Raw genomic sequence first — 19,911 nt, 5'->3', positions numbered from 1 at the left:
TACGATATCGTTCAGGCGATCGATTCAATTTTAGCGGAATGCAGGAAAACCAGTGGTTACAGCGGGTTCACGCGACACGGAGGCGTGCGAAAACGGGAACGTCGTGTCTCAAATCGGGTCAGGTGACCGGAATGACGTCAACGGCCTGTTCGGTCTTCTGCCCGCCATAGCTCTTCAGCACGCCGATGACGGGTGCAACGTCGCCGTAGTCGCGACCATGACCGACGACGATATGGTCGGTTCCAGCAGGGATATTGTTGGTCGGATCGAGTTCAAGCCAACCAGCGGTGGTGCCACACCAGATACGAACCCATGCGTGCATGGCGTCAGCCCCTTCCAGGCGCTCCTTGCCGGCGGGAGGAATCGTTCTCAAGAATCCGCTAACATACCCAGCGGGAATGCCGAGGCTCCTGAGCGCCACGATCATCACATGGGTGAAATCCTGGCAGACACCGCGTTTGAGTTCGAATGCTTCCGCCGGTGTGGTGCTTACCGTCGTCGCCTCGGCGTCGTAGACGAAGTCCCGGTGGATGCGGGCGCAGATTGCCGTTGCGATCTGGCGGATCGTCATCCCGGGAGTGACCACGGCTTGTGCGTAGGCCGCAATCTCCGGGACCTCCGTCAGAAGCGGACTGGGGCCGATGAAATGATGCGGCGCTTCCGGGTCGACGGACCACGAGGCGGCGAGCTCCGTCGGCAGGCGCGACAGATCGGCCGAAAAGTCGGCCGTCAGCGGCAACGGCTCCACCTGCACCCGCGCCTGCATGCGGATCACGAGGTCGTCATGGGCGGAGCGAAACAGGATCGCGGTGAAGGGATTGGCGAAGAAATCGACGCTTTCGGAGCGTTCCGCCGGCATCGGGTGACAACTGAGCGAGCCGACGACGAGCCGCTGCCGGCCGGGCAGCGTCGCCGGCATGACGCGCACGAGGTGGCGCCCGCCGGACACCGGCACTTCGTAGCCGTAGGTGATCTTCAGGCTGATATCATAGAGCATGGGTGTATCCTGCCGGTCAGCCGAGATAGGTGTTGGCGAGAATATTGGAGAGCGCTTCCAGGTCCCGCTCCAGCCTGTTGTAGACGCCGAGGTTCATCGCCTCCGGCGTCATGACCGCAAGGCCGGAATGCAGGCGCATCGCCTCGCGGTAGAAGGGCGACATCTGGCCGTTGACATAGGCGTTCGGCAGAAGCTCCACCTCGGTCTTGATCTCGTTCAGCTGGTAGAGCACCGAGCGTGGGTTGAGCGGGTCGAGCGCCAGCAGGTCGGTCACGGTGAGTGCCGCGGTGTTGACGTTGTAGCGCCGGCGGTGGGTCATGACGCTGTCGCCGATCTCAAGCAGCATGTCGTAGGCGCCATCGGGGGCGTCGGGGCCGGACATATGACCAAGCAGCCGCGTCATGTGCAGCCCACGTTCGATGTAGCGGCCGATCGACAGAAAGCGCCAGCCGGTAAAGCGATACATGTTTTCGTGCACGAGACCGGCAAACCCAGCGAGCTTGCGCAAAAGCACGGTCATGGCGCGGGTGGCATCGTCGCCCGACTGCACGGTCGCATGAAACTTTCGTGCCGTCTGCGACAGATCGTTGAGCGCCAGCCAGCCGTCCGGCGAGAAGCGGTCGCGGATGTTGCCGGCGCTGAAGAGCGCGCTTGCGATATTGGCCAGCAGGCTGTCGGGCACCGCCTGGCGGGTATCGATATCGAGGGCGGCAAGATAATCGGTGACGTCCTGAAGCAGCGGCAGGCTCGGGTCGCAGTCTCGGCAAACCGGCCGTGCCAGGCGCGCAGGATGCGCAACGCCCCTTCCGCGCGCTCGATATAGCGGCCAAGCCAGAACAGGTTGTCGGCCGCCCGGCTCGGCAGGCTTCCCGGCATGTTGCGGGTGAAGCTTTCCTCGGCCGGCAGCAAGGTGGTGCGTTCGACCGGCCGGTCGCTGACGATCCAGACGTCGGCCGCCGTGCCGCCGGCCTGCATGGCGATCGCGGCAACATCGTCGCCGGATCCGATGCGGGCAAAGCCGCCGGGCATGATCTGCCAGCCATCGCGGGTGCGGGCGGCAAAAACGCGCAGGCTCATCGGGCGCGGCGTCAGGCGGCCGCGCACCCAGGCCGGCGTGGTCGACAGCGTGACCGCCTCCTGGCCGACAAGTTTTCCGGCCTCGGCATCGAGCCAATCGGAGATCGACGCCTTGTCCTTTTCGCCCAGTGACGCTCCGAGCACCGACTGGCCGTTGTCGTCGAAGAACGGGCGCGTCGCATAGGCCGGGCCGATGACCATGCGCTCGATATTGGCGGCGACCTGCGCACGCTCGGATGTCTGGCCGCACCACCAGGTGGCGATCGATGGCAGCTTCTGTTCCTCGCCGAGTAGATGCCGGCAGATGGCCGGCAGGAAGGCGAGGAAGGCGCGCGTTTCGACGATGCCGGAGCCGAGCGCGTTGACGATCGCGACGGAACCGGCCCGCAGAGCCTCGACGATGCCGGGGGTGCCGATGTGCGACGACTGGTTCAATTCCAGCGGATCGGCGAAGGCGGCGTCGAGGCGGCGCCAGAGCACGCCGACCGGCTTCAGCCCGGCGACCGTGCGCACCATCACCCGTCCGCCGACAACAGTCAGGTCTTCGCCTTCCAGAAGCATGAAGCCGAGATAGCGGGCGATATAGGCGTGCTCGAAATAGGTCTCGTTGGCGATCCCGGGCGAGAGCACGGCGATGCGATCGTCCGGATGCAGCTTGCGCGCCTGCAGCGTGTCGCGGAAGGCGCCGAAGAAGCCGGCGAGGCGATGCACATGCGTTTCGGCATAGAGATTGGAGAAGGCACGCGTGGTGGCGACCCGGTTTTCCAGCGCGAAGCCGGCACCGGACGGCGCCTCTGTGCGATCCGAGAGGACCCACCAGTTACCATCAGGCCCACGGCCGATCTCGAAGGAGATGAATTGCAGGAAATGGCCATCGGCCGGTTTGACGCTGACGAGCGGTCGGAGAAAATCGGGGTTGGAGGCGATCAATGCCGGCGGCAGCAGGCCTTCGCGCACCAGGCGGTTTTCGCCGTAGACGTCGGCGACGACCTTCTCCAGAAGTTCGGCGCGCTGGATGAGGCCTTGCGAGACCGTCGCCCATTCGTGCTCGTCGATCAGGACCGGGATATGCGACAGCGGCCAGCTTCTCTCCGAGCTGTCCTTGCCGCCATAGACCCGATAGAAGACGCCGGCGTCGCGCAGATAGCGGTCGGCGCGTGCGAAGCGATTGACAAGGTCCGTTTCGTCGAGGCGGCCGAGCGTCGAAAGCAGCCGCTGCCAGACGGGCCGGACATTGCCGTGCGCGTCGAGCATCTCGTCGGCAATGCCTGGAAGTGCACGGTAGCCGAAAACCGGATCGTCATCGATGCCCAGCCGGCCTGCCGCTGCTGTCTGCTTCTTCGCCATTTACGCTCCTGGCGGACGCCTGAGATCAAGCGTCATCGGAAATTCCATCGACGGGCTTTCCGGATGAAGCAGGTAGCCTCCCGGAGTGTGGCCCCAGGGCTCGAACCGCGCCAGTCGCCGCGCTTCTGCCTCGTTGCCGTTGACCGGAAATGTCTCGTAACTGCGCCCGCCCGGATGGGCGACGTGGTAGACGCATCCGCCAATCGCCCGATTCGACCATGTATCATAGATATCGAATGTAAGGGGAGTGTTCACGGGCAAAACCGGGTGAAGGCCGGCGGCCGGTTGCCAGGCCTTGTAGCGAACGCCGGCAACGGCGCTGCCATTGACACCCGTCTTGGCGAGAGGCACGGGACGGCCGTTGCAGGTGACGGTGTAGCGCTCGGGATTTGGCGTGTCGAGCCTGACCTGCAGCCGCTCGACGGAGCTGTCGACATAGCGCACGGTGCCACCGATTGCGCCCTGTTCGCCCATGACATGCCAAGGCTCCAGTGCCTGACGAATTTCCAGCCTGCCGCCTTCGTATTCGACCTCTCCGCAGAAGGGGAAGCGGAATTCGAGCTGGGCCTCGAACCATTCCGGCCGAAGATCGAACCCATGGGCGCGCAGATCGGCGAGCACTTCGAGGAAATCCTGCCAGACGTCATGCGGCAGCATGAAGCGGTCATGAAGGGCGGTTCCCCAGCGCACGAAGCGGCCGTCGAGCGGGTGTTTCCAGAAACGGGCGATGAGCGCGCGCACCAACAGCTGCTGCGCAAGCGACATGCGGGCATTGGGCGGCATCTCGAAGCCGCGGAATTCGACGAGGCCGAGGCGGCCGGTCGGCCCGTCGGGCGAAAACAATTTGTCGATGCAGATTTCGGCACGGTGGGTGTTGCCGGTGACGTCTACGAGCAGGTTGCGGAACAGCCGGTCGACCAGCCAGGGCAGGGGCGGCGGTGTTGCGGAACCCGGCAGCGGGACCTGCGCGAGCGCAATCTCCAGCTCGTAGAGCTGATCGTGCCGAGCCTCGTCGATGCGCGGGGCCTGACTGGTCGGCCCAATGAACATGCCGGAGAACAGGTAGGAGAGCGACGGATGGCGCTGCCAATAGAGGACAATGCTCTTCAACAGGTCGGGCCGGCGCAGGAACGGGCTGTCATTGGGATTGGCGCCGCCGACGACGACGTGATTGCCGCCGCCAGTGCCGGTGTGGCGGCCGTCGATCATGAACTTGTCGGCGCCGAGCCGGCTTTGACGTGCCTCTTCGTAGATCGCGGTGGTGATATCGACGCACTCCTGCCAGCTGGCGGCCGGATGGATGTTGACCTCGATGACACCGGGATCGGGTGCCACGCGGATGACATTGATGCGCTCGTCGTGTGGCGGCGCGTAACCTTCTATGTGAAGCGGCAGGCCGAGTGCGGCGGCGGCCCGTTCGGTCGAAGCGATCAGGTCGAGATATTCCTCGATGCTCGTCGTCGGCGGCATGAAGACGCAGAGCCTGCCGTCGCGCGGCTCGACACTGATCGCCGTGCGCACCAGCCCGGCGATCTCGTCGCGTGGCTGGGGTTGCGGGGTTTCAGGCGCTTCCGAGGCCTGGAAGCGCGAATGCTGCGGGCGGGCGCTGGTTTCGGCGAAATCGGGCAGATCGTCGCGCGGAACGGTCGGGTCGACCGGATGGATATAGGGATAGGCGGACGGAGCGACATAGGGCAGGGCGCCGAGCGGCAGGCGATAGCCGACGGGGCTGTCGCCTGGAACGAGGAAGATGCGGCCGCGGCGGGTCTGCCACTTCTCGCTCATCCACCGCACGCCGGTGGCACGCGCATTCCAGGCCTGCACCGGCAGCACGTAGCCGGTCGGTGCCGTCAGGCCGCGCTCGAACACGCGGGCCATGCGGCTGCGTTCCTCTGGATCCTTCAGCTTGGAATTGGCCGGATCGACGTTGTCGGGAAGGTTTGCTTCCTTGAGCAGCCAATCGGCCGGGTCTTCGAAAGCCGGCACGACCATCTCAGTCGGCACGCTCAATTCGGCTGCCACCACATGCAGCAGGCGTTCGGCATCTTCTGCCGTCACGTCATGCTGGCCGTTCTCCTCGGCAATGAGATCGGCCTGACGCCAGATCGGCACGCCGTCCTTTCGCCAGTAGAGCGAGAAGGTCCAGCGCGGCAGGCTTTCGCCCGGATACCACTTGCCCTGGCCGTAATGCAGAAAACCGCCGGGCGCGAAGCGTTCGCGCAGCCGACGGATGAGGATATCCGCCTTCTCGCGCTTGGTCGGCCCGACAGCTTCGGTGTTCCATTCCTCTGCTTCGAAATCGTCGATCGATACGAAGGTCGGCTCGCCGCCCATCGTCAGGCGCACGTCGTTTTCGGACAGCACCTGGTCGACTTGCTCGCCGAGCGCGTTGAGGGCCTGCCAGCTTTCATCGGAGAACGGCTTGGTGATGCGCGGATGCTCGGCGACGCGCGAGACCTTCATGTCGAAGGCAAAGTCGGTACGAGTTTCAAGATCGCCGAAGAAGCCGCCGGAAATCGGGGCGGCGTTGCGGTAATGCGGCGTGGCGGCGAGCGGAATATGGCTTTCGCCGGTCAGAAGGCCGGAGGTCGGGTCAAGCCCGACCCAGCCGGCGCCGGGCAGATAAACCTCGGCCCAGGCATGCAGGTCGGTAAAATCGTGTTCGGTGCCGGACGGGCCGTCGAGCGCCTTGAGATCGGGCGCCAGCTGGATGAGGTAGCCCGAGACGAAGCGGGCGGCATAACCCAGATTGCGCAGGATCTGGACGAACAGCCAGCTCGAATCGCGGCACGACCCTCTGGCCGACGTCAGCGTTTCCTCCGGCGGCTGGACACCCGGCTCCATGCGGATGACGTAGCCGACGTCCTGCTGGAGCCGGGCATTGAGGCCGACGACCATGTCGATGGTCCGTTGCCGGGAGCGATCGACGGTCGCCATGAACGAAGACAGCGCCGGCCCCATCGGTTCCGGCGTCATGTAGATCTTCAGGTCGTCGATTAGGTCCTCAGGATAGGCGAAGGGCCAATGCTCGGACTCTTCCTCGATGAAGAAGTCGAAGGGGTTGTAGACGGTCATGTCGGCGACGAGATCGACTTCGACCTTCAGTTCGGTCACCGGATCCGGGAAGACGTAACGGGCGAGGTAGTTGCCGTAGGGGTCCTGCTGCAGATTGACGAAGTGGTTGGCAGGCGAGACTTTCAGCGAGTGGCTGATGACCTTGGTCTTGGAGTGGGCCGCCGGTTTCAACCGGATGATCTGCGGTGAAAGCCTGATCGGGCGGTCATAGGTATAGTGGGTCAGGTGGTAGATACTTGCCTTGATCGACATACCGGATTTTGTCCCCTTGATGGCAAGTCTAGCGCCGCCATTCAAAGGAAGTTTGTGCAATGCGAAGGGAGAAAGCAAGCGCGAAAGACAGCGCCGGATTTCTCCGGCGCGTCGATCGGCGGGCGGAGGCGTTCACACTGCCGGCGGGTTCAGGCGGGCGAAGCCTTCCTGGAGGTGATAGGGGAAGTGCGGGTAGGTGGGCGTCTTCTGACTGGCCTTGTCGAGCCGTGCAATCTGGTCAGGTGTCAGCGACCAGCCGACGGCACCCAGGTTCTGGCGCAACTGCTCTTCATTGCGGGCGCCGATGATGACGCTCGACACCGTCGGGCGCTGCAGCAGCCAGTTGATGGCGATCTGCGGGATGGTCTTGCCGGTCTCAGCCGCCAGCTCGTCGAGCACGTCGACGATATCGTAGAGCTTGTCGTCATCGACCGGCGGGCCGAAGGAGGCGGTATCGTGCAGGCGGCTTCCTTCCGGCCAGGGCTGGCCACGTCTGATCTTGCCGGTCAGGCGGCCCCAACCGAGCGGGCTCCAGACGAGTGCGCCGACGCCCTGGTCGAGCCCAAGCGGCATCAGTTCCCATTCATAGTCGCGTCCGACCAGCGAGTAATAGACCTGATGGGCGACGTAGCGCGGATATCCTTGTTTTTCCGCCGCGGCGAGCGACTTCATAAGCTGCCACCCGGCGAAATTGGAAACGCCGACGTAGCGCAGCTTGCCGGCGCGCACCAAGGTATCGAGCGTCGAAAGCACCTCTTCGACCGGCGTGCCGGCATCGAAGGCGTGCAATTGCATCAGGTCGATGGTGTCGGTGCCGAGGCGGCGCAGGGCATCGTCGATCCCCTTGATCAACCGCGAGCGCGACGAACCGGCATCGTTCGGACCGTCGCCCATCGGCAGTGACATCTTGGTGGAGATCAGCACGTCGTTGCGCCGTCCCTTGATGGCTGCGCCGAGCACCTCTTCGGAGGCACCGTCGGAATAGACGTCTGCCGTGTCGAAAAGATTGACGCCGGCCTCGATGCAGATGTCGACAAGACGGCGTGCCTCGGCATTGTCGCTGTTGCCCCAGGCGCTGAAAAGCGGGCCCTTGCCGCCGAAGGTGCCGGCGCCGAAACTGAGCGCTGGAACCTTCAATCCTGATGAGCCAAGCCGTCTGTATTCCATCATTCTAACTCCTCGTTGCGTTCGTGCCTGCATTGGCAGGAGGAAGGTGGTGTCTCTGGCATTTGAGAGGTAGACCGTCTGCAGGAACATCATTTGTGAGTTGAAGTCACATGTCGCGAAATTCGATCAACCGATCCGGCGAAATGGCCGTCTTCGTCAGGGCTGTCGAGCTCGGCGGCTTCTCGGCGGCGGCACGCGAATGCTGCATGACGCCATCGGCGGTGAGCAAGCTGGTGCAGCGGCTGGAAGAAAGGCTCGGCGTTCGGCTGATCAACCGGTCGACGCGGCAACTGCAATTGACGCCGGAGGGCTGCGCCTTCCACGAGCGAGCGGCCCGCATTCTCGCCGATATCGATGACGCGGAGAGACAGGCGGCTGCTGGCGATGCACCGGCGGGCCGCGTTCGTCTCAACGCCAGCGCATCGTTTGCCACGCATGTGCTGATGCCGCTGCTGCCGGAATTTCTGAGCGCCTATCCGGAGCTTTCGGTTGACATCATCCAGACCGATGCCGTCGTCGACCTCATGGCGGAGCGCGTCGACATCGCAATCCGCGCCGGTCCGCTCAAAGCCTCGAGGCTGATTGCACGCAAGCTCGGCAGCACGTCGATGACCATCGTTGGGGCGCCGTCCTATCTCGAGCGCTGCGGCAGGCCCGAGAGCCTTGACGCGCTGATGGCGCACAATCGCCTAAGCCTCAGCTATATCAGGTCCGTCGACGGCTGGCCGCTATTGTCCAATGGCGAAGCGATATTGCTGCCGCCGAGCGAGAAGCTGCGCGTGAGCGACGGGGAGGGGTTGCGCCGGCTGGTGCTTGCCGGCGTTGGACTGGCACGGATGGCGACCTTTACCGTTAGGGATGACATCGATGCCGGCCGGCTGGTGCCGCTGGTCGAGCATCTCAATCCGGGGGACCGCGAGACCTTTCACGCCGTGTTTCAGGGCCAGGGCGGGGCGCTTCCGTCCCGCGTCAGGGTGATGCTCGATTTTCTGGCAGCGCGAGCACGGTTGTCCGGGTGACGAGGAGACGGGGTGTCCGGCTGTCGGGTCAGCCGCAGACGCGATTGCGTCCTTCGGATTTCGCGCGGTAGAGCTCGGTGTCGGCGCTTTCGATCAGGCCTTTCCAGCCCGGATTGGCGTCGGCCCCGGCGACGCCGAAGCTTGCGGTGACGTTCAGCTCCTTGCCGTCGGCAAAGGTGATTGGCGCGCGCGCAAGATTGGACCTGATGCGTTCGGCAAGGGCGCGCGCTGCCTCGAGATCGTCGCCTGGGGTAATGACGGCGAATTCCTCGCCGCCGAAACGCGCGACGAGATCGGACGAGCGCACGGAATAGCGGATGATGCGGGCGGTTTCCTTCAGCACGATGTCGCCGACAAGATGGCCGTGGGTGTCGTTGATCTGCTTGAAGTGATCGATGTCCATGAGGATCAGGCAGGCGTTCTTGTCGTTACCCGCCGCATCCTCGGCGCCGCCGATGAGTTCCAGCGCGCGACGGTTGAGCAGACCGGTCAGTTCGTCGGTCTCGGCCTGGCGTTCGAGGTGCTTCATCAGGAGCGTGCGCTCGTCGAGCCTCTGACGCAGCACGTCGATCGCATCGAACAGCCGTCCCATTTCGCCTTCGCCGCCCTTGCCGCTCAATCGGGCGATCGGGCGGTCATGGGCAAGCTCGATGATGCTGTGGCGCGCAAGCAGCAGCGGCTCGAAGACCAGCGATCGCGCGCGGCGCATGAGAACGAGAAGAACGATGAACAGGGCGAAGGTTGCGGTGGTGGCGATCGCCAGCTTGACCGAAGCCTGCGTCTTGCTGCTGGCGAGCCTCTCGACCGTGGCATCCATGAAATCGCGGCGAAGGATCTCGAGTGGCTTCATCTTCGGAACGTAGCGGTCGGTGAATTGCTCCGCTGTCATCGGGTAATGCCCGGTATGCCTGCCGACCGAAACGACGCTGTCGACGATGGCAAAACCTTCGCCGAAGAACTGGTGCTCGATCGCAGCGATATCGGCGATGTTCTTCGGCTTCAGCCCGGGCAATGCGCCCGGCTTGCCGACGACGGACCAGATTTCCTGCAGGCGACCGCGGGTTCGCTCGCTGTCGGCGATGTTCTTGGCTTCCAGCGGTCTTCCGACCGCGACCGGAGCCATGACCTGGGACGCGAGCCGACCGCCATCCTCGCGCAGATTGGCGAGCATATGGGCGGCGATGGCGATGCCCGCCAGATCAGGATCGGTGTTGGTCAAGCGCTGGATGTTCCAGTCGAAGGCGGGGCGCATTGCGTCGATCACCGCAAACATGCCTTCGATCGCCATCTGGATTTCCTTGAGGTCGCGGCGTTCCGGCGGCAGGGCGGCGATGCGATCGATCTCGGCACGGCCGAGCTGAAGGCGACGCTGGACTTCGGCAAGAATGGGAGAAAGTGCCGTCGCCGGCTCCGACCGGCTGCCATCGGTCGCGCCGGCGACGATCTCGGCAAGGGCTGCGTCGCTGCGCGCCCGAAACTCGACAAGGCGCGCCTGAACCGGAGAACCCGGGCCGACGCCGATGCCCATCACCCCATTCGACGGCCCACGCTCGGCCGAGAGATAGGTTGCCGTGTTCAGAACACGACAGAACGCGATGACTTCCGCAAGGTTGCGTCGAGCAACAACGAAGTCGGAATAGGACGCGGCGATGATTTCGGTGGCAAGCACACCCGTACAGGCGACCACGATGGCGATCAGCCACTGCAGTTTGCGGCGCAGCATCTTCGCTGAGCGAAGGTTGCGACCGTTCTCGCCGCGCTGGAGCTCATTGTTGGTGTGATTGGTCATTTGCGCGAAGTTGGTCCACCAATGCTACCGGCTATCGTGCCGGAGTCGCGACAATTTCTTGTCGCGGAGAAGGAATGCTTTCCGCGATCAGTGATACATGCCGCATGTACTATCGCATAAGGTGTTAAATATCCCTGAAATACCCTAAAATACCATGGGTTAAACCGCAACTGAGGGATGCGTGCGGCGCACGCCGGGCGCCGATTGCAGGGCGCCTGCCAGATGAGCGGTGATCATGGCCTGCCTGGAGCCCATCGATGGACGTCAGGCAGGTCCGTTTCGATCGCGATTGCGTTCAGCCTCTCTGGCCGGCAAGAGCGAAGAGTGCGCCTTGCGGGTCGAGCGCCTGGATGATCCAGGCTCCGCCCGGTACTTCCAAGGGCTCAAGGACGATCTTGCCACCACCGGATTTGATACGCTCTATGGCCGTGTCGAGCGCTGCGACGTTGATGTAATAGAGCCAATAGGGGGACGGGATGTCCTTCGGCTTGGTCATCATGCCCCCGGCCTGCACGCCGTCGATTGCAAAGATCTGATAGGTGCCCATTTCCCCCATATCCATGGCGTGATCCTTGGTCCAGCCGAAGACCTCGGCATAGAAGGGGAAGGCCGTGTCGAGGTCGCCGGACATCAGTTCATGCCAGCCGATCTGGCCCGGCATCATTGGGTCAACGGCGGGCGGCGGGTCGCCGATGCCGGTAAACAGGGCGAAAACCGCGCCATGCGGGTCGGTGGCGATGGCGAAGCGGCCGATGCCGGGGATGTCGTCGGGCGCACGGTGGATCTTGCCGCCCTTGGCAGCAACCGTTGCCGCCGCCGCATCGACATCTTCGACACCGATATAGCCGAGCCATGCGGGGGGCACGTTCATCTCGAGCGCGCCTTCGGGCATGGTCATCAGGCCCGCGACTTGCCGCTCACCTTTCGTAAACAGGGTATAGCTGACGCCGGGCATGCCGGCGTCGCGGGCGTCCCACCCCACGACGTCCTTGTAGAAGGTTTCTGCCGCCTTGGTGTCCGTCGTCATCAGTTCGTACCAGACGAATTTGCCGTGATGGCCTGCCATCTTATGTCCTCCGGTTGCGATGTTGGAAGCCGGCGCCGAACGAGGCCGGCGAGGCCAAGCGATGTGTTTTAAATCCCCGTCAGAGGCGGCTGTACTCCGCCGTCATCAGTTCCTTCCAGGCCCCCTCAACCGTCCTGACATGGGCCGTCAACAGGCGCCGGGATTGGCCATGGTTATGGCGTCGCGATACCTGGCCTTCCTTCCTGGAGCGTCGAAGTCCGGGCCATCGCAATAGAGCGACAGCGTCAGCCCGTCAGGTTCGAGTTCGCCGTCATAGATCCACATGTGGGTCATCATCGAGCCGACCCAGGTTCCAACGAAGCGTCCGGTTTCGGGGCTGTAGCCAAGTGTCATCAAGGTCTGGCCGAAGCTGCCGTCTGGCATCGTGCCCTGGCCTTCGCAGACCGCCCAGAGCCCCTGAAGGCTGCGAACATGCTCTGTCCATGGGGTGCCTGTTTCCGGCGCGCCGGATGTGCGCACCTGCCAATCGCCGAGCAGTTGCTCGAGCCAGCGATGCGCTTCTTCCGGTTCTGCCTTCACCGAAGCTTCCTCTCCCCGGGACGCGTGAAAATCGATCAGAGATACGAGTGGATCAGAGATACAAGCGAAAAGAAACGCGCCCGGTGCCGAAAGGTTCCGTTCCGGGCGCAGTTGCCGGGAGGCTTAGCCGGCTTTGCGTCTGGGCATATCGCCATATTCGTCATGGCGGCGCACGAAACCCTGTGTGCCCTCCTCGTTTCGTCCCTTCGGCGCGCGGTCGAGAAGCATCAGCGTGCCGACCATTTCCTCAAGCCCGCGGGCATAGGTGGAATAGGTGTGGTAGACGGTGCCGTCGTCGGTCTTCTGAAAGGCGCTGAGGCCGGGCAGTTCCTCGTGTGCGTTGGCACTTTCCGTCTCGGTGAAGTTGTAGACGACCTTGCCCTGAGCGAGTTCGGCCGGCGTGAAGGCGACGTGAAAGTCGCTGTTGAAGCCGTTGCCCTCGGCCGAAGCCCAGGGGAAACGCCAGCCCATGCGTTTCTTGTAGGCTTCGAGCTTCGAGAGGGGCGCGTTGGAGACGGCGGTCAACGTCACGTCGTGGTGATTGAGGTGCGGCAGCATGCCGTCGAAATGGTCGACGAGGAACGAGCAGCCGGGGCAGCCGGCCTCCCAGGTCGGGCCGAACATGAAGTGATAGACGACGAGCTGGCTGCGCCCGTCGAAGAGTTCAGCCAGGGACTTCTGGCCATCAGGCGTGTCGAAGACGTAGGATTTTTCCATCTTCACCCAGGGCAAGGCGAGGCGTGCCGCGTTGACCTTGTCTCTGAGGTGGGTGTGTTCTTTTTCCAGATCCAGAAGCGCTTTTCGCGCTTTCAGCCATTCCTGCGACGATACGACTGCATGATCCTGTCTCATGCCCGCTCCTCCTTCCAACGTTGCACTTGACTAATTACGTTGATATCAACATTAATCAGTCATGTCAAAAGTACCCGTCATTCCGTTCGAGACCACATTGTTCGTGAAGGACACCTGCCTGTGCCTGCATGTCCAGCGCGCGGCCCGTGCGATCGCCCGCCAGTTCGACGATGCCTTGCGGCCGCTCGACATTACCAACGGCCAGTTTTCCCTGCTGATGTCGCTCAATCGTCCGGCGCCGCCGAACATGGGCGCGGTAGCGTCGCTGCTTGCCATGGATCGCACGACGCTGACGGCAGCGCTGAAGCCGCTGGAGCGGCGCAGGCTCGTCGAGATTTTCGCTGACGAAGAGGACCGACGGTCGCGTCGGCTGCGGTTGACGCCGGAGGGCGAGCGCCTGCTGGCACGGGCTGTCCCGATCTGGAAGGCGACCCACGCGATCGTGGGCGTGAGGCTCGGTGAGGGCGGGCCGGAGCGTCTGCGCTCCGATCTCCTGCAGTTTGCCTGATCGATCCTGCTTCTAGCCCGTCGCCTGGCGATCCCGCAGCAGGCCGATGGCTTCACCGATCAATGCGGTTGCTCGCTGCAACTGCTCCTCTCCGAGTTCCGCGCCAACGGCATTCGCCCAGACGGCCTGCCTGGCCTTGATTTCATCCAACACCTCCTCGCCGCGCGGCGTCGGTACCATCAGCTTTGCCCGCTGGTGTGCCGGATTGTCGCCATAGGCGATCAAGCCCTCTTCTTCGAGCAGGTCGGCGATGCGCTGTACGCCCTGTCGCGCAAGGCCAAGCGCGCGGGCGGCATCGGCAACTGACATCGGTGCGTGGCTTGCAGCCGCCAACACCTGCCAACGCGCACTGGTCTGGCCCGAGGGTTTGGCGAGCGTGTCGCCCGCCGCCGTCAACGGACCGGCCAGGCGAAGCACCGAGATGGCGAACTGGGCGAAGGCGTCGCCGGCAGGGGTGCGAACAGGGTCATTCATGTTGGAAGAGACTACCATTGCGCGATGGTGAATAATGACAGCATGTTGTCATGGAGGCGTCCTCGTCGCAAGCGTTTTGATAGTACGAAGGGAATCTTGCCTGCCCTGACGACCTCGACCCTTCGGCGCCGGCGGGGGCTCCCGTCGTCTATACGGACGGACGCAACGACAACTGGGCCAGTGCCCCTTCGGGGATCCGGCGTCTCTAAATTCGGTGCATCGTTTGAGTATCGTGCTCGGTCCGTCTGCTTTCCCTACTTTCAGCATTCCATCGTAGAGCGCAATTGACAATATGTTGTCATTGTGAGAGGGGTAAATGACAGTAAGTTGTCATGTTGGCGCCTTGAGAAGGCGCTGTTTTGGTCTGGGAGTATAGTCAATGAAAATGACCTATCGGGGAAGCTGCCATTGCGGAAAGATCCGCTATGAGGCCGACATCGATCTCGACGCCGGTACGGGCAAGTGCAACTGCTCGATCTGCTGGAAGAAGCGTTACTGGGGCGCGATCGTGAAGCCGGATGCGTTCCGGCTGCAGGCCGAAGAAGTCGATATCGCCGACTACCAGTTCGGCAGCGACAGCGTGCATCACCGCTTCTGCAAGACCTGCGGCATTGCTGCCTACGGGCATGGCTATATCGAGGAAATCGGCGGCGCCTACTATTCCGTCAATGTTGCAACGCTCGATGATCTCGATCCCGCCGTGCTTGCCGAAGCGCCGGTGAAGTACATGGACGGCCGCAACAACAACTGGTTCCACCCGCCGGCCGAGACACGCCACCTCTAGGCTGCTGCATCGGGCGTCATGCAATGCTCCTGCATCGATGGGCCCTGGTGGAACGGTCTTCAAACCTTGCGGAACTCAAGGTGATAGGTGACCTCTTCGCCGGTTGTTGGGTCGACGCCCGGCGCGCTGTGGATCACTAGCCGGTCGCCGTCCAGCATGAACGGCCGGATCAGGTCCGAAACGCCCCAGGCCGGGTTCCAGCTCGCCTCGACATGATGGATGACCTTGCCGTCCTCGAGCGTATAGGAGCCGGCATAGGCAAGCATCGAATCGAACAGTGCGACCTTTTCCTCGTCGGTGGGGGTTGCGCCGTTCGGCACGGGTCGATTGCGCTTGACCACGACCGCGGTCATGCGGCCATCCGGCTGGTAGGAGAGATAGCCGATGGGGTCCGGACCCATGGCATCGCTGATTTCGCCCGATACCACCGCCTTGCGGGTCCAGGAGAGCATTTTCCAGGTGCCGAGCAGGTTCGCCGCGTTTGTCATCGTCCACCCCTACAAAAATTAGATCAATCTAAAATAGCAGGTGAATTGTGTGCGTAACAGGCCGGCTGAGCCTGGTAGCGGCGCGTGTGGTCGCAAGGTCGCGACGCGCATGAAAAAGGCCCCCGCGAGCGGGAGCCTTCCGTCTCGTTAACCGTCGTCGGCTCAGAGATCGCCGAGGTCGCGAACAGCACCGCGGTCTGCGGAGGTGGCAAAGGCGGCGTAGGCCTTGAGGGCCGTCGTCACCTTGCGCTTGCGCACCTCGGTCGGCTTCCAGCCCTTGGCGTCCTGTTCGGCGCGGCGGCTGGCGAGTTCCGCCTCGTCGACGCGCAGGCTGATCGTGCGGTTGGGGATGTCGATGTCGATCATGTCGCCTTCGCGCACCAGGCCGATCATGCCGCCGTTCGCCGCTTCCGGCGAGACGTGGCCGATCGAAAGGCCCGAGGTGCCGCCGGAGAAGCGGCCGTCGGTGATCAGCGCGCAGGCTTTGCCAAGGCCCTTCGACTTCAGATAGCTCGTCGGATAGAGCATTTCCTGCATGCCCGGGCCGCCCTTCGGACCTTCGTAGCGGATGACGACGACGTCGCCGGCCTTGATCTCGTTGGCGAGAATGGCCTTGACCGATGCGTCCTGGCTTTCGAACACCCGTGCCGGACCGGAGAACTTCAGGATGCTCTCATCGACGCCGGCGGTCTTCACGATGCAGCCGTCGAGCGCAATGTTGCCCTTGAGCACGGCAAGGCCGCCGTCCTTGGAGAAGGGATGTTCGACCGAGCGGATGACGCCCTTTTCGCGGTCGGTGTCGAGCTCATCCCAGCGGGCTTCCTGGCTGAAGGCGACCTGGGTCGGAATGCCACCGGGGGCGCGCGGAAGAAGTTGCGCACGGTTTCGCTCGTCGTGCGCGTGATGTCCCAGCGGTCGATGGCGTGGCCGAGGGTCTCGCTGTGCACCGTCGGGCAATCGCGGTTGATCAGCCCGCCTTTTTCTAGTTCGCCGAGGATCGACATGATGCCGCCGGCACGGTGCACGTCTTCCATGTGCACGTCGCTCTTGGCCGGAGCCACCTTGGACAGGCAGGGAACCTTGCGCGACAGCCGGTCGATGTCGGCCATGGTGAAATCGACCTCGCCTTCATGGGCGGCGGCGAGAATGTGCAGAACGGTGTTGGTCGAGCCACCCATGGCGATATCGAGCGCCATGGCGTTTTCAAAGGCCTGCTTCGAGGCGACGTTGCGCGGCAGCACACTGTCGTCATCCTGCTCGTAATGGCGGCGGGCGATGTCGACGATCAGGTGGCCAGCCTCGACGAACAGGCGCTTGCGGTCGGCATGCGTTGCGAGCGTCGAGCCGTTGCCCGGCAACGACAGGCCGAGCGCTTCCGTCAGACAGTTCATCGAATTGGCGGTGAACATGCCGGAACAGGAACCGCAGGTCGGGCAGGCCGAGCGCTCGATGACCTTGACGTCCTCGTCGGAGATGTTGTCGTCGGCGGCAGCGACCATGGCGTCGACCAGGTCGAGCGCATGCGTCTTGCCGTGCAGGACGACCTTGCCGGCCTCCATCGGGCCGCCGGACACGAAGACGGCCGGGATGTTGAGGCGCAGTGCCGCCATCAGCATGCCGGGCGTGATCTTGTCGCAGTTGGAGATGCAGACCATGGCGTCGGCACAGTGGGCGTTGACCATGTATTCGACGCTGTCGGCGATGATCTCGCGCGACGGCAGCGAATAGAGCATGCCGTCATGGCCCATGGCGATGCCGTCATCGACGGCGATGGTGTTGAATTCCTTGGCGACGCCGCCGGCCGCTTCGATTTCGCGGGCGACGAGCTGGCCGAGGTCCTTGAGGTGGACGTGGCCCGGCACGAACTGCGTGAAGGAGTTGACCACCGCGATAATCGGCTTGCCGAAGTCGCCATCCTTCATGCCCGTCGCGCGCCAAAGGCCGCGGGCGCCGGCCATGTTGCGGCCGTGGGTGGTGGTGCGGGAGCGATAGGCAGGCATGGACGTTTTCCTTCAAGGACGAAATGTCATTGGCTGATGTGGCGATCACCGACCGCCAGTGCAGGGGCTACCTAGCGCAAAATTGCGTGCACGTCATCTTTTGCGTCAGATTATTTCGACGCGACACTGCCCGCATTTCGGCCGGATATCGACCCCTTGCGCCAATCTAGCGTCGTGTCCGCGGCTTGGACACCCGCCACGTGATCCCCTTATGAAAATCTTATGCCGGCCGATGCAAGTCGCAATCGAAACCGGACGCGGGGCAGGGGTAGCCTCCACTCATCGACAACGGGTGAGCATCATGACCCTTTACGATTTCAGCCTTCGCCATCGTTCCGATACGCCGGATCGCCAGCCCGGCATCAGCCCCTTTGAGGGAGCGGATCGCGCCGACGGCGGGCCGGATGCCTTGAAGCTCCTGCTCCTGCGCATCGAGGCGGTGCGCCGCCTACGTGAACATCACGTCTGGGAGGCCGTACGACTGGTCCAAGACATGCCTGATCTGGTTGCCGAAGACTGGCCGTCGCGCCGCTTCCGCGAGCTCATGGCCGCCGACGCGCTGGTCGATGCCGTGATCCAGCTGACGACTTCGACCAAAGCCAAGCTCTGCCTGCGCACGCTCAGCCACGAATGCAGCGTGTGGACCTGTACGCTTCGTTACGCTCCGGCGGGTGCCGGCCGCGTGACATTCAAGGCGCGCCACGCCGATCTGGCGACGGCCCTGCTGACGGCCTTCCTGCAATGCTGCCGCGTCCACCGGCTTTCCATCGAAGGCGACAGAATTCGCCGCGGCCATCTTCCAACCTGAAGGACATTTCCATGAGCGATCATTGGCTTCGCCTCGAAGGGGCGATCACGGCGTTGGTCACGCCATTCAAGGACGGCAAGGTCGATACCGTCGGCCTGATGTCGCTCGTCGAATGCCAGATCCGCCACGGCATTTCCGCCATCGTCGCCTGCGGAACGACGGGCGAATCCGCGACGCTTTCCCGCGCCGAGCGTAGGATGGTCATCGAACGGTGCGTCGAGGTCGCCGAGAAGAACGTCCCTGTCATCGCCGGCACGGGCACGAACTGCACCGAAACGACGGTCGAACTGACCACGGAGGCCAAGACGCTCGGCTCCGATGCCGCGCTCATCGTTGCACCCTATTACAACAAGCCCTCCCAGGAGGGGATCTATCGCCACTACGAGGCAGTGGTCCGGGCGGTCGATCTGCCTGTCATCGTTTACAATGTGCCCTCACGCAGCGGCGTCGATATTGCGCCGCGCACGCTCGAGAGATTGGCGCAGCTGCCTGGGGTCGTCGGCATCAAGGACGCGACGGGAGACGTCGGCCGCTTTCTCGCATCGTCGCCATCGATCAAGGCGCAGCTCTGCCACTTCTCGGGCAACGACCAGACGGCGCTGCCGTTCAACCTTTGTGGCGGGCATGGCACGATTTCGGTCGCCGCAAATGTCGTGCCGAGGCTGATGGTGTCGCTGCATCATGCGATCACAACGGGCAACGCCCAAGCGGCTGTCGCCATCCATCAGCGGCTCCAACCTCTGTTTATCGCGCTCGAGCGCGAAACCAACCCGGGGCCGATCAAATACGCCTTGCATCTGGCACGAGGCTTAAGCCCCGACGTGCGGCTGCCGCTGACGACGGTGTCGCCGGAGACGGCAGCCGAGATCCGTTCAGCGCTCGAACCGCTGGCCGAGGTTCGCAGCGCCTCCCATGCCAGCCCGAGCTTGCCACTGGCGCTTGCGAGCTGAGGCCGCGTCGACATCAAAGGAGACAGACCATGTCACGCTTTCCCCATCTTGCCGCGCAGGCGGAACAAAGACGCCGGTCGGAGGGCAGCGATAACTATGCCACCTCCAACAGTGTGGTTCGCGACGCCTTTCTCGGCATCGGCATCCGCCTCGGTATCGTGCTTGGGCTCGCCTATGCCATCCAGATGGTCATCCCCTGGTTTGTCGGCTGAGTAGCCGCACTCTTCATCAACGAGGACCATTCGATCATGGGCAGTATGCAGCAGGTACGGCGTGGCTTCCTGGCGCGCGCGCGTTTCGTCGTCGGGCGCGATAGTCATGGATGGTGGGTTGTCTCCGACCGCAAGGGACTGGTCGGAGGGCTCTTCACCAATGAGGCGGCGGCGATCCACTTCGCCATCGAAGCAAGTGATCGCCACCCCGAAGAGGTTTGCCGGGCGCCGGACGGCGCCGCCATCGATCTCGGTACCTTTGCAGGCAGGTCGAGCGTGCGCAGGCCGTCCCGCCGCCGCGCCCACCCCTGATTTCGAGGTCTTTGTTTCCGTCGGCCAAGGGCTCGCTTGGTCGACGGAGAGGAATGCAGAATGCCTCCCAAGGGCGCCATGGCGCGTCCTGTTCGTAGCCTGTCAGTCTTTGAAATCTTAATTAGCGATTGCTTGCAAAGCCTTGCCGGCGGGTTCATTGTTTTGTGCATATTTTGTCCAAACGGCTCTGGATA

At 63.4% G+C, this 19,911-nt stretch carries 15 protein-coding genes and 3 pseudogenes; 7 read left to right on the top strand and 11 right to left on the bottom strand.

Annotated features, from left to right (window positions below):
• Window positions 1-118 precede the first annotated feature (118 nt).
• From BKP54_RS07085 to BKP54_RS07070, 4 genes and pseudogenes are all read right to left on the bottom strand, one after another.
• On the bottom strand, window positions 119-997 hold the full coding sequence (locus BKP54_RS07085; protein WP_025424844.1) for a transglutaminase family protein: 879 nt from the start codon (window positions 995-997) through the stop codon (window positions 119-121).
• 16 nt (window positions 998-1,013) lie between these two features.
• Window positions 1,014-3,421 (bottom strand): annotated as a pseudogene (locus BKP54_RS07080) (circularly permuted type 2 ATP-grasp protein).
• Window positions 3,422-6,748: a transglutaminase family protein gene (locus tag BKP54_RS07075; RefSeq protein WP_025424842.1), complete on the bottom strand. Its 3,327-nt coding sequence runs from the start codon at window positions 6,746-6,748 to the stop codon at window positions 3,422-3,424.
• Between the two features lie 132 nt (window positions 6,749-6,880).
• Window positions 6,881-7,915, bottom strand: coding sequence for an aldo/keto reductase (locus tag BKP54_RS07070; RefSeq protein WP_025424841.1), 1,035 nt, complete (start codon window positions 7,913-7,915; stop codon window positions 6,881-6,883).
• A 110-nt stretch (window positions 7,916-8,025) separates the two neighbouring features.
• Here BKP54_RS07070 and BKP54_RS07065 point away from each other — a divergent pair, with 110 nt between their 5' ends.
• On the top strand, window positions 8,026-8,934 hold the full coding sequence (locus tag BKP54_RS07065; protein WP_025424840.1) for a LysR family transcriptional regulator: 909 nt from the start codon (window positions 8,026-8,028) through the stop codon (window positions 8,932-8,934).
• Window positions 8,935-8,962: 28 nt separating this feature from the next.
• Here BKP54_RS07065 and BKP54_RS07060 read toward each other — a convergent pair whose 3' ends face one another.
• From BKP54_RS07060 to BKP54_RS07045, 4 genes and pseudogenes are all read right to left on the bottom strand, one after another.
• Window positions 8,963-10,723: a GGDEF domain-containing protein gene (locus BKP54_RS07060; RefSeq protein ID WP_025424839.1), complete on the bottom strand. Its 1,761-nt coding sequence runs from the start codon at window positions 10,721-10,723 to the stop codon at window positions 8,963-8,965.
• Window positions 10,724-11,018: 295 nt separating this feature from the next.
• Window positions 11,019-11,789, bottom strand: coding sequence for a VOC family protein (locus BKP54_RS07055; protein ID WP_025424838.1), 771 nt, complete (start codon window positions 11,787-11,789; stop codon window positions 11,019-11,021).
• 79 nt (window positions 11,790-11,868) lie between these two features.
• Window positions 11,869-12,329: pseudogene (locus BKP54_RS07050) on the bottom strand (DUF1579 domain-containing protein).
• 123 nt (window positions 12,330-12,452) lie between these two features.
• Window positions 12,453-13,181: a thioredoxin family protein gene (locus BKP54_RS07045; RefSeq protein WP_025424837.1), complete on the bottom strand. Its 729-nt coding sequence runs from the start codon at window positions 13,179-13,181 to the stop codon at window positions 12,453-12,455.
• A gap of 61 nt (window positions 13,182-13,242) precedes the next feature.
• Between BKP54_RS07045 and BKP54_RS07040 the strand changes: the two genes are divergently transcribed.
• Window positions 13,243-13,689, top strand: coding sequence for a MarR family transcriptional regulator (locus tag BKP54_RS07040; RefSeq protein WP_025424836.1), 447 nt, complete (start codon window positions 13,243-13,245; stop codon window positions 13,687-13,689).
• Window positions 13,690-13,701: 12 nt separating this feature from the next.
• On the opposite strand, the gene BKP54_RS07035 is transcribed toward BKP54_RS07040, so the two are convergent.
• Complete coding sequence (locus tag BKP54_RS07035; RefSeq protein ID WP_025424835.1) at window positions 13,702-14,163, bottom strand: MarR family winged helix-turn-helix transcriptional regulator; 462 nt, start codon at window positions 14,161-14,163, stop codon at window positions 13,702-13,704.
• Between the two features lie 379 nt (window positions 14,164-14,542).
• Between BKP54_RS07035 and BKP54_RS07030 the strand changes: the two genes are divergently transcribed.
• Window positions 14,543-14,947 (top strand): GFA family protein, encoded by a 405-nt coding sequence (locus BKP54_RS07030; RefSeq protein WP_025424834.1) that lies wholly within the window; start codon window positions 14,543-14,545, stop codon window positions 14,945-14,947.
• A gap of 59 nt (window positions 14,948-15,006) precedes the next feature.
• Here BKP54_RS07030 and BKP54_RS07025 read toward each other — a convergent pair whose 3' ends face one another.
• Both BKP54_RS07025 and ilvD read right to left on the bottom strand, forming a co-directional pair.
• Entirely contained in the window at window positions 15,007-15,435 is a 429-nt protein-coding gene (locus BKP54_RS07025; protein WP_025424833.1) for a lipocalin-like domain-containing protein, read from the bottom strand.
• 162 nt (window positions 15,436-15,597) lie between these two features.
• Window positions 15,598-17,435, bottom strand: a pseudogene (ilvD, locus tag BKP54_RS07020) (dihydroxy-acid dehydratase).
• Window positions 17,436-17,736: 301 nt separating this feature from the next.
• Here ilvD and BKP54_RS07015 point away from each other — a divergent pair.
• The 4 genes from BKP54_RS07015 to BKP54_RS07000 are packed head-to-tail and all read left to right on the top strand — an operon-like array spanning window position 17,737 to window position 19,717.
• Complete coding sequence (locus tag BKP54_RS07015) at window positions 17,737-18,243, top strand: hypothetical protein (RefSeq protein WP_025424831.1); 507 nt, start codon at window positions 17,737-17,739, stop codon at window positions 18,241-18,243.
• Window positions 18,244-18,254: 11 nt separating this feature from the next.
• A complete protein-coding gene (gene dapA / locus BKP54_RS07010) occupies window positions 18,255-19,193 on the top strand; it encodes a 4-hydroxy-tetrahydrodipicolinate synthase (protein ID WP_025424830.1) in 939 nt (312 codons plus the stop codon).
• 29 nt (window positions 19,194-19,222) lie between these two features.
• Window positions 19,223-19,405, top strand: coding sequence for a hypothetical protein (locus BKP54_RS07005; protein WP_025424829.1), 183 nt, complete (start codon window positions 19,223-19,225; stop codon window positions 19,403-19,405).
• A 36-nt stretch (window positions 19,406-19,441) separates the two neighbouring features.
• On the top strand, window positions 19,442-19,717 hold the full coding sequence (locus BKP54_RS07000; RefSeq protein WP_025424828.1) for a hypothetical protein: 276 nt from the start codon (window positions 19,442-19,444) through the stop codon (window positions 19,715-19,717).
• The last annotated feature ends 194 nt before the right edge of the window (window positions 19,718-19,911 follow it).

The sequence above is a fragment of the Ensifer sp. 1H6 genome (assembly GCF_001976035.1).
In the GTDB taxonomy this organism is placed as follows: Bacteria; Pseudomonadota; Alphaproteobacteria; order Rhizobiales; family Rhizobiaceae; genus Ensifer; species Ensifer canadensis.
This window is presented reverse-complemented; position numbering and strand designations above follow the sequence as displayed.

What these genes read in the sequence shown, in the direction of transcription:
- BKP54_RS07085 (WP_025424844.1), bottom strand. Translation starts at nt 997, where the DNA reads ATGCTCTATGATATCAGCCTGAAGATCACCTACGGCTACGAAGTGCCG.
- BKP54_RS07075 (WP_025424842.1), bottom strand. Translation starts at nt 6,748, where the DNA reads ATGTCGATCAAGGCAAGTATCTACCACCTGACCCACTATACCTATGAC.
- BKP54_RS07070 (WP_025424841.1), bottom strand. Translation starts at nt 7,915, where the DNA reads ATGGAATACAGACGGCTTGGCTCATCAGGATTGAAGGTTCCAGCGCTC.
- BKP54_RS07065 (WP_025424840.1), top strand. Translation starts at nt 8,026, where the DNA reads ATGTCGCGAAATTCGATCAACCGATCCGGCGAAATGGCCGTCTTCGTC.
- BKP54_RS07060 (WP_025424839.1), bottom strand. Translation starts at nt 10,723, where the DNA reads ATGACCAATCACACCAACAATGAGCTCCAGCGCGGCGAGAACGGTCGC.
- BKP54_RS07055 (WP_025424838.1), bottom strand. Translation starts at nt 11,789, where the DNA reads ATGGCAGGCCATCACGGCAAATTCGTCTGGTACGAACTGATGACGACG.
- BKP54_RS07045 (WP_025424837.1), bottom strand. Translation starts at nt 13,181, where the DNA reads ATGAGACAGGATCATGCAGTCGTATCGTCGCAGGAATGGCTGAAAGCG.
- BKP54_RS07040 (WP_025424836.1), top strand. Translation starts at nt 13,243, where the DNA reads ATGTCAAAAGTACCCGTCATTCCGTTCGAGACCACATTGTTCGTGAAG.
- BKP54_RS07035 (WP_025424835.1), bottom strand. Translation starts at nt 14,163, where the DNA reads ATGAATGACCCTGTTCGCACCCCTGCCGGCGACGCCTTCGCCCAGTTC.
- BKP54_RS07030 (WP_025424834.1), top strand. Translation starts at nt 14,543, where the DNA reads ATGAAAATGACCTATCGGGGAAGCTGCCATTGCGGAAAGATCCGCTAT.
- BKP54_RS07025 (WP_025424833.1), bottom strand. Translation starts at nt 15,435, where the DNA reads ATGACAAACGCGGCGAACCTGCTCGGCACCTGGAAAATGCTCTCCTGG.
- BKP54_RS07015 (WP_025424831.1), top strand. Translation starts at nt 17,737, where the DNA reads ATGACCCTTTACGATTTCAGCCTTCGCCATCGTTCCGATACGCCGGAT.
- dapA (WP_025424830.1), top strand. Translation starts at nt 18,255, where the DNA reads ATGAGCGATCATTGGCTTCGCCTCGAAGGGGCGATCACGGCGTTGGTC.
- BKP54_RS07005 (WP_025424829.1), top strand. Translation starts at nt 19,223, where the DNA reads ATGTCACGCTTTCCCCATCTTGCCGCGCAGGCGGAACAAAGACGCCGG.
- BKP54_RS07000 (WP_025424828.1), top strand. Translation starts at nt 19,442, where the DNA reads ATGGGCAGTATGCAGCAGGTACGGCGTGGCTTCCTGGCGCGCGCGCGT.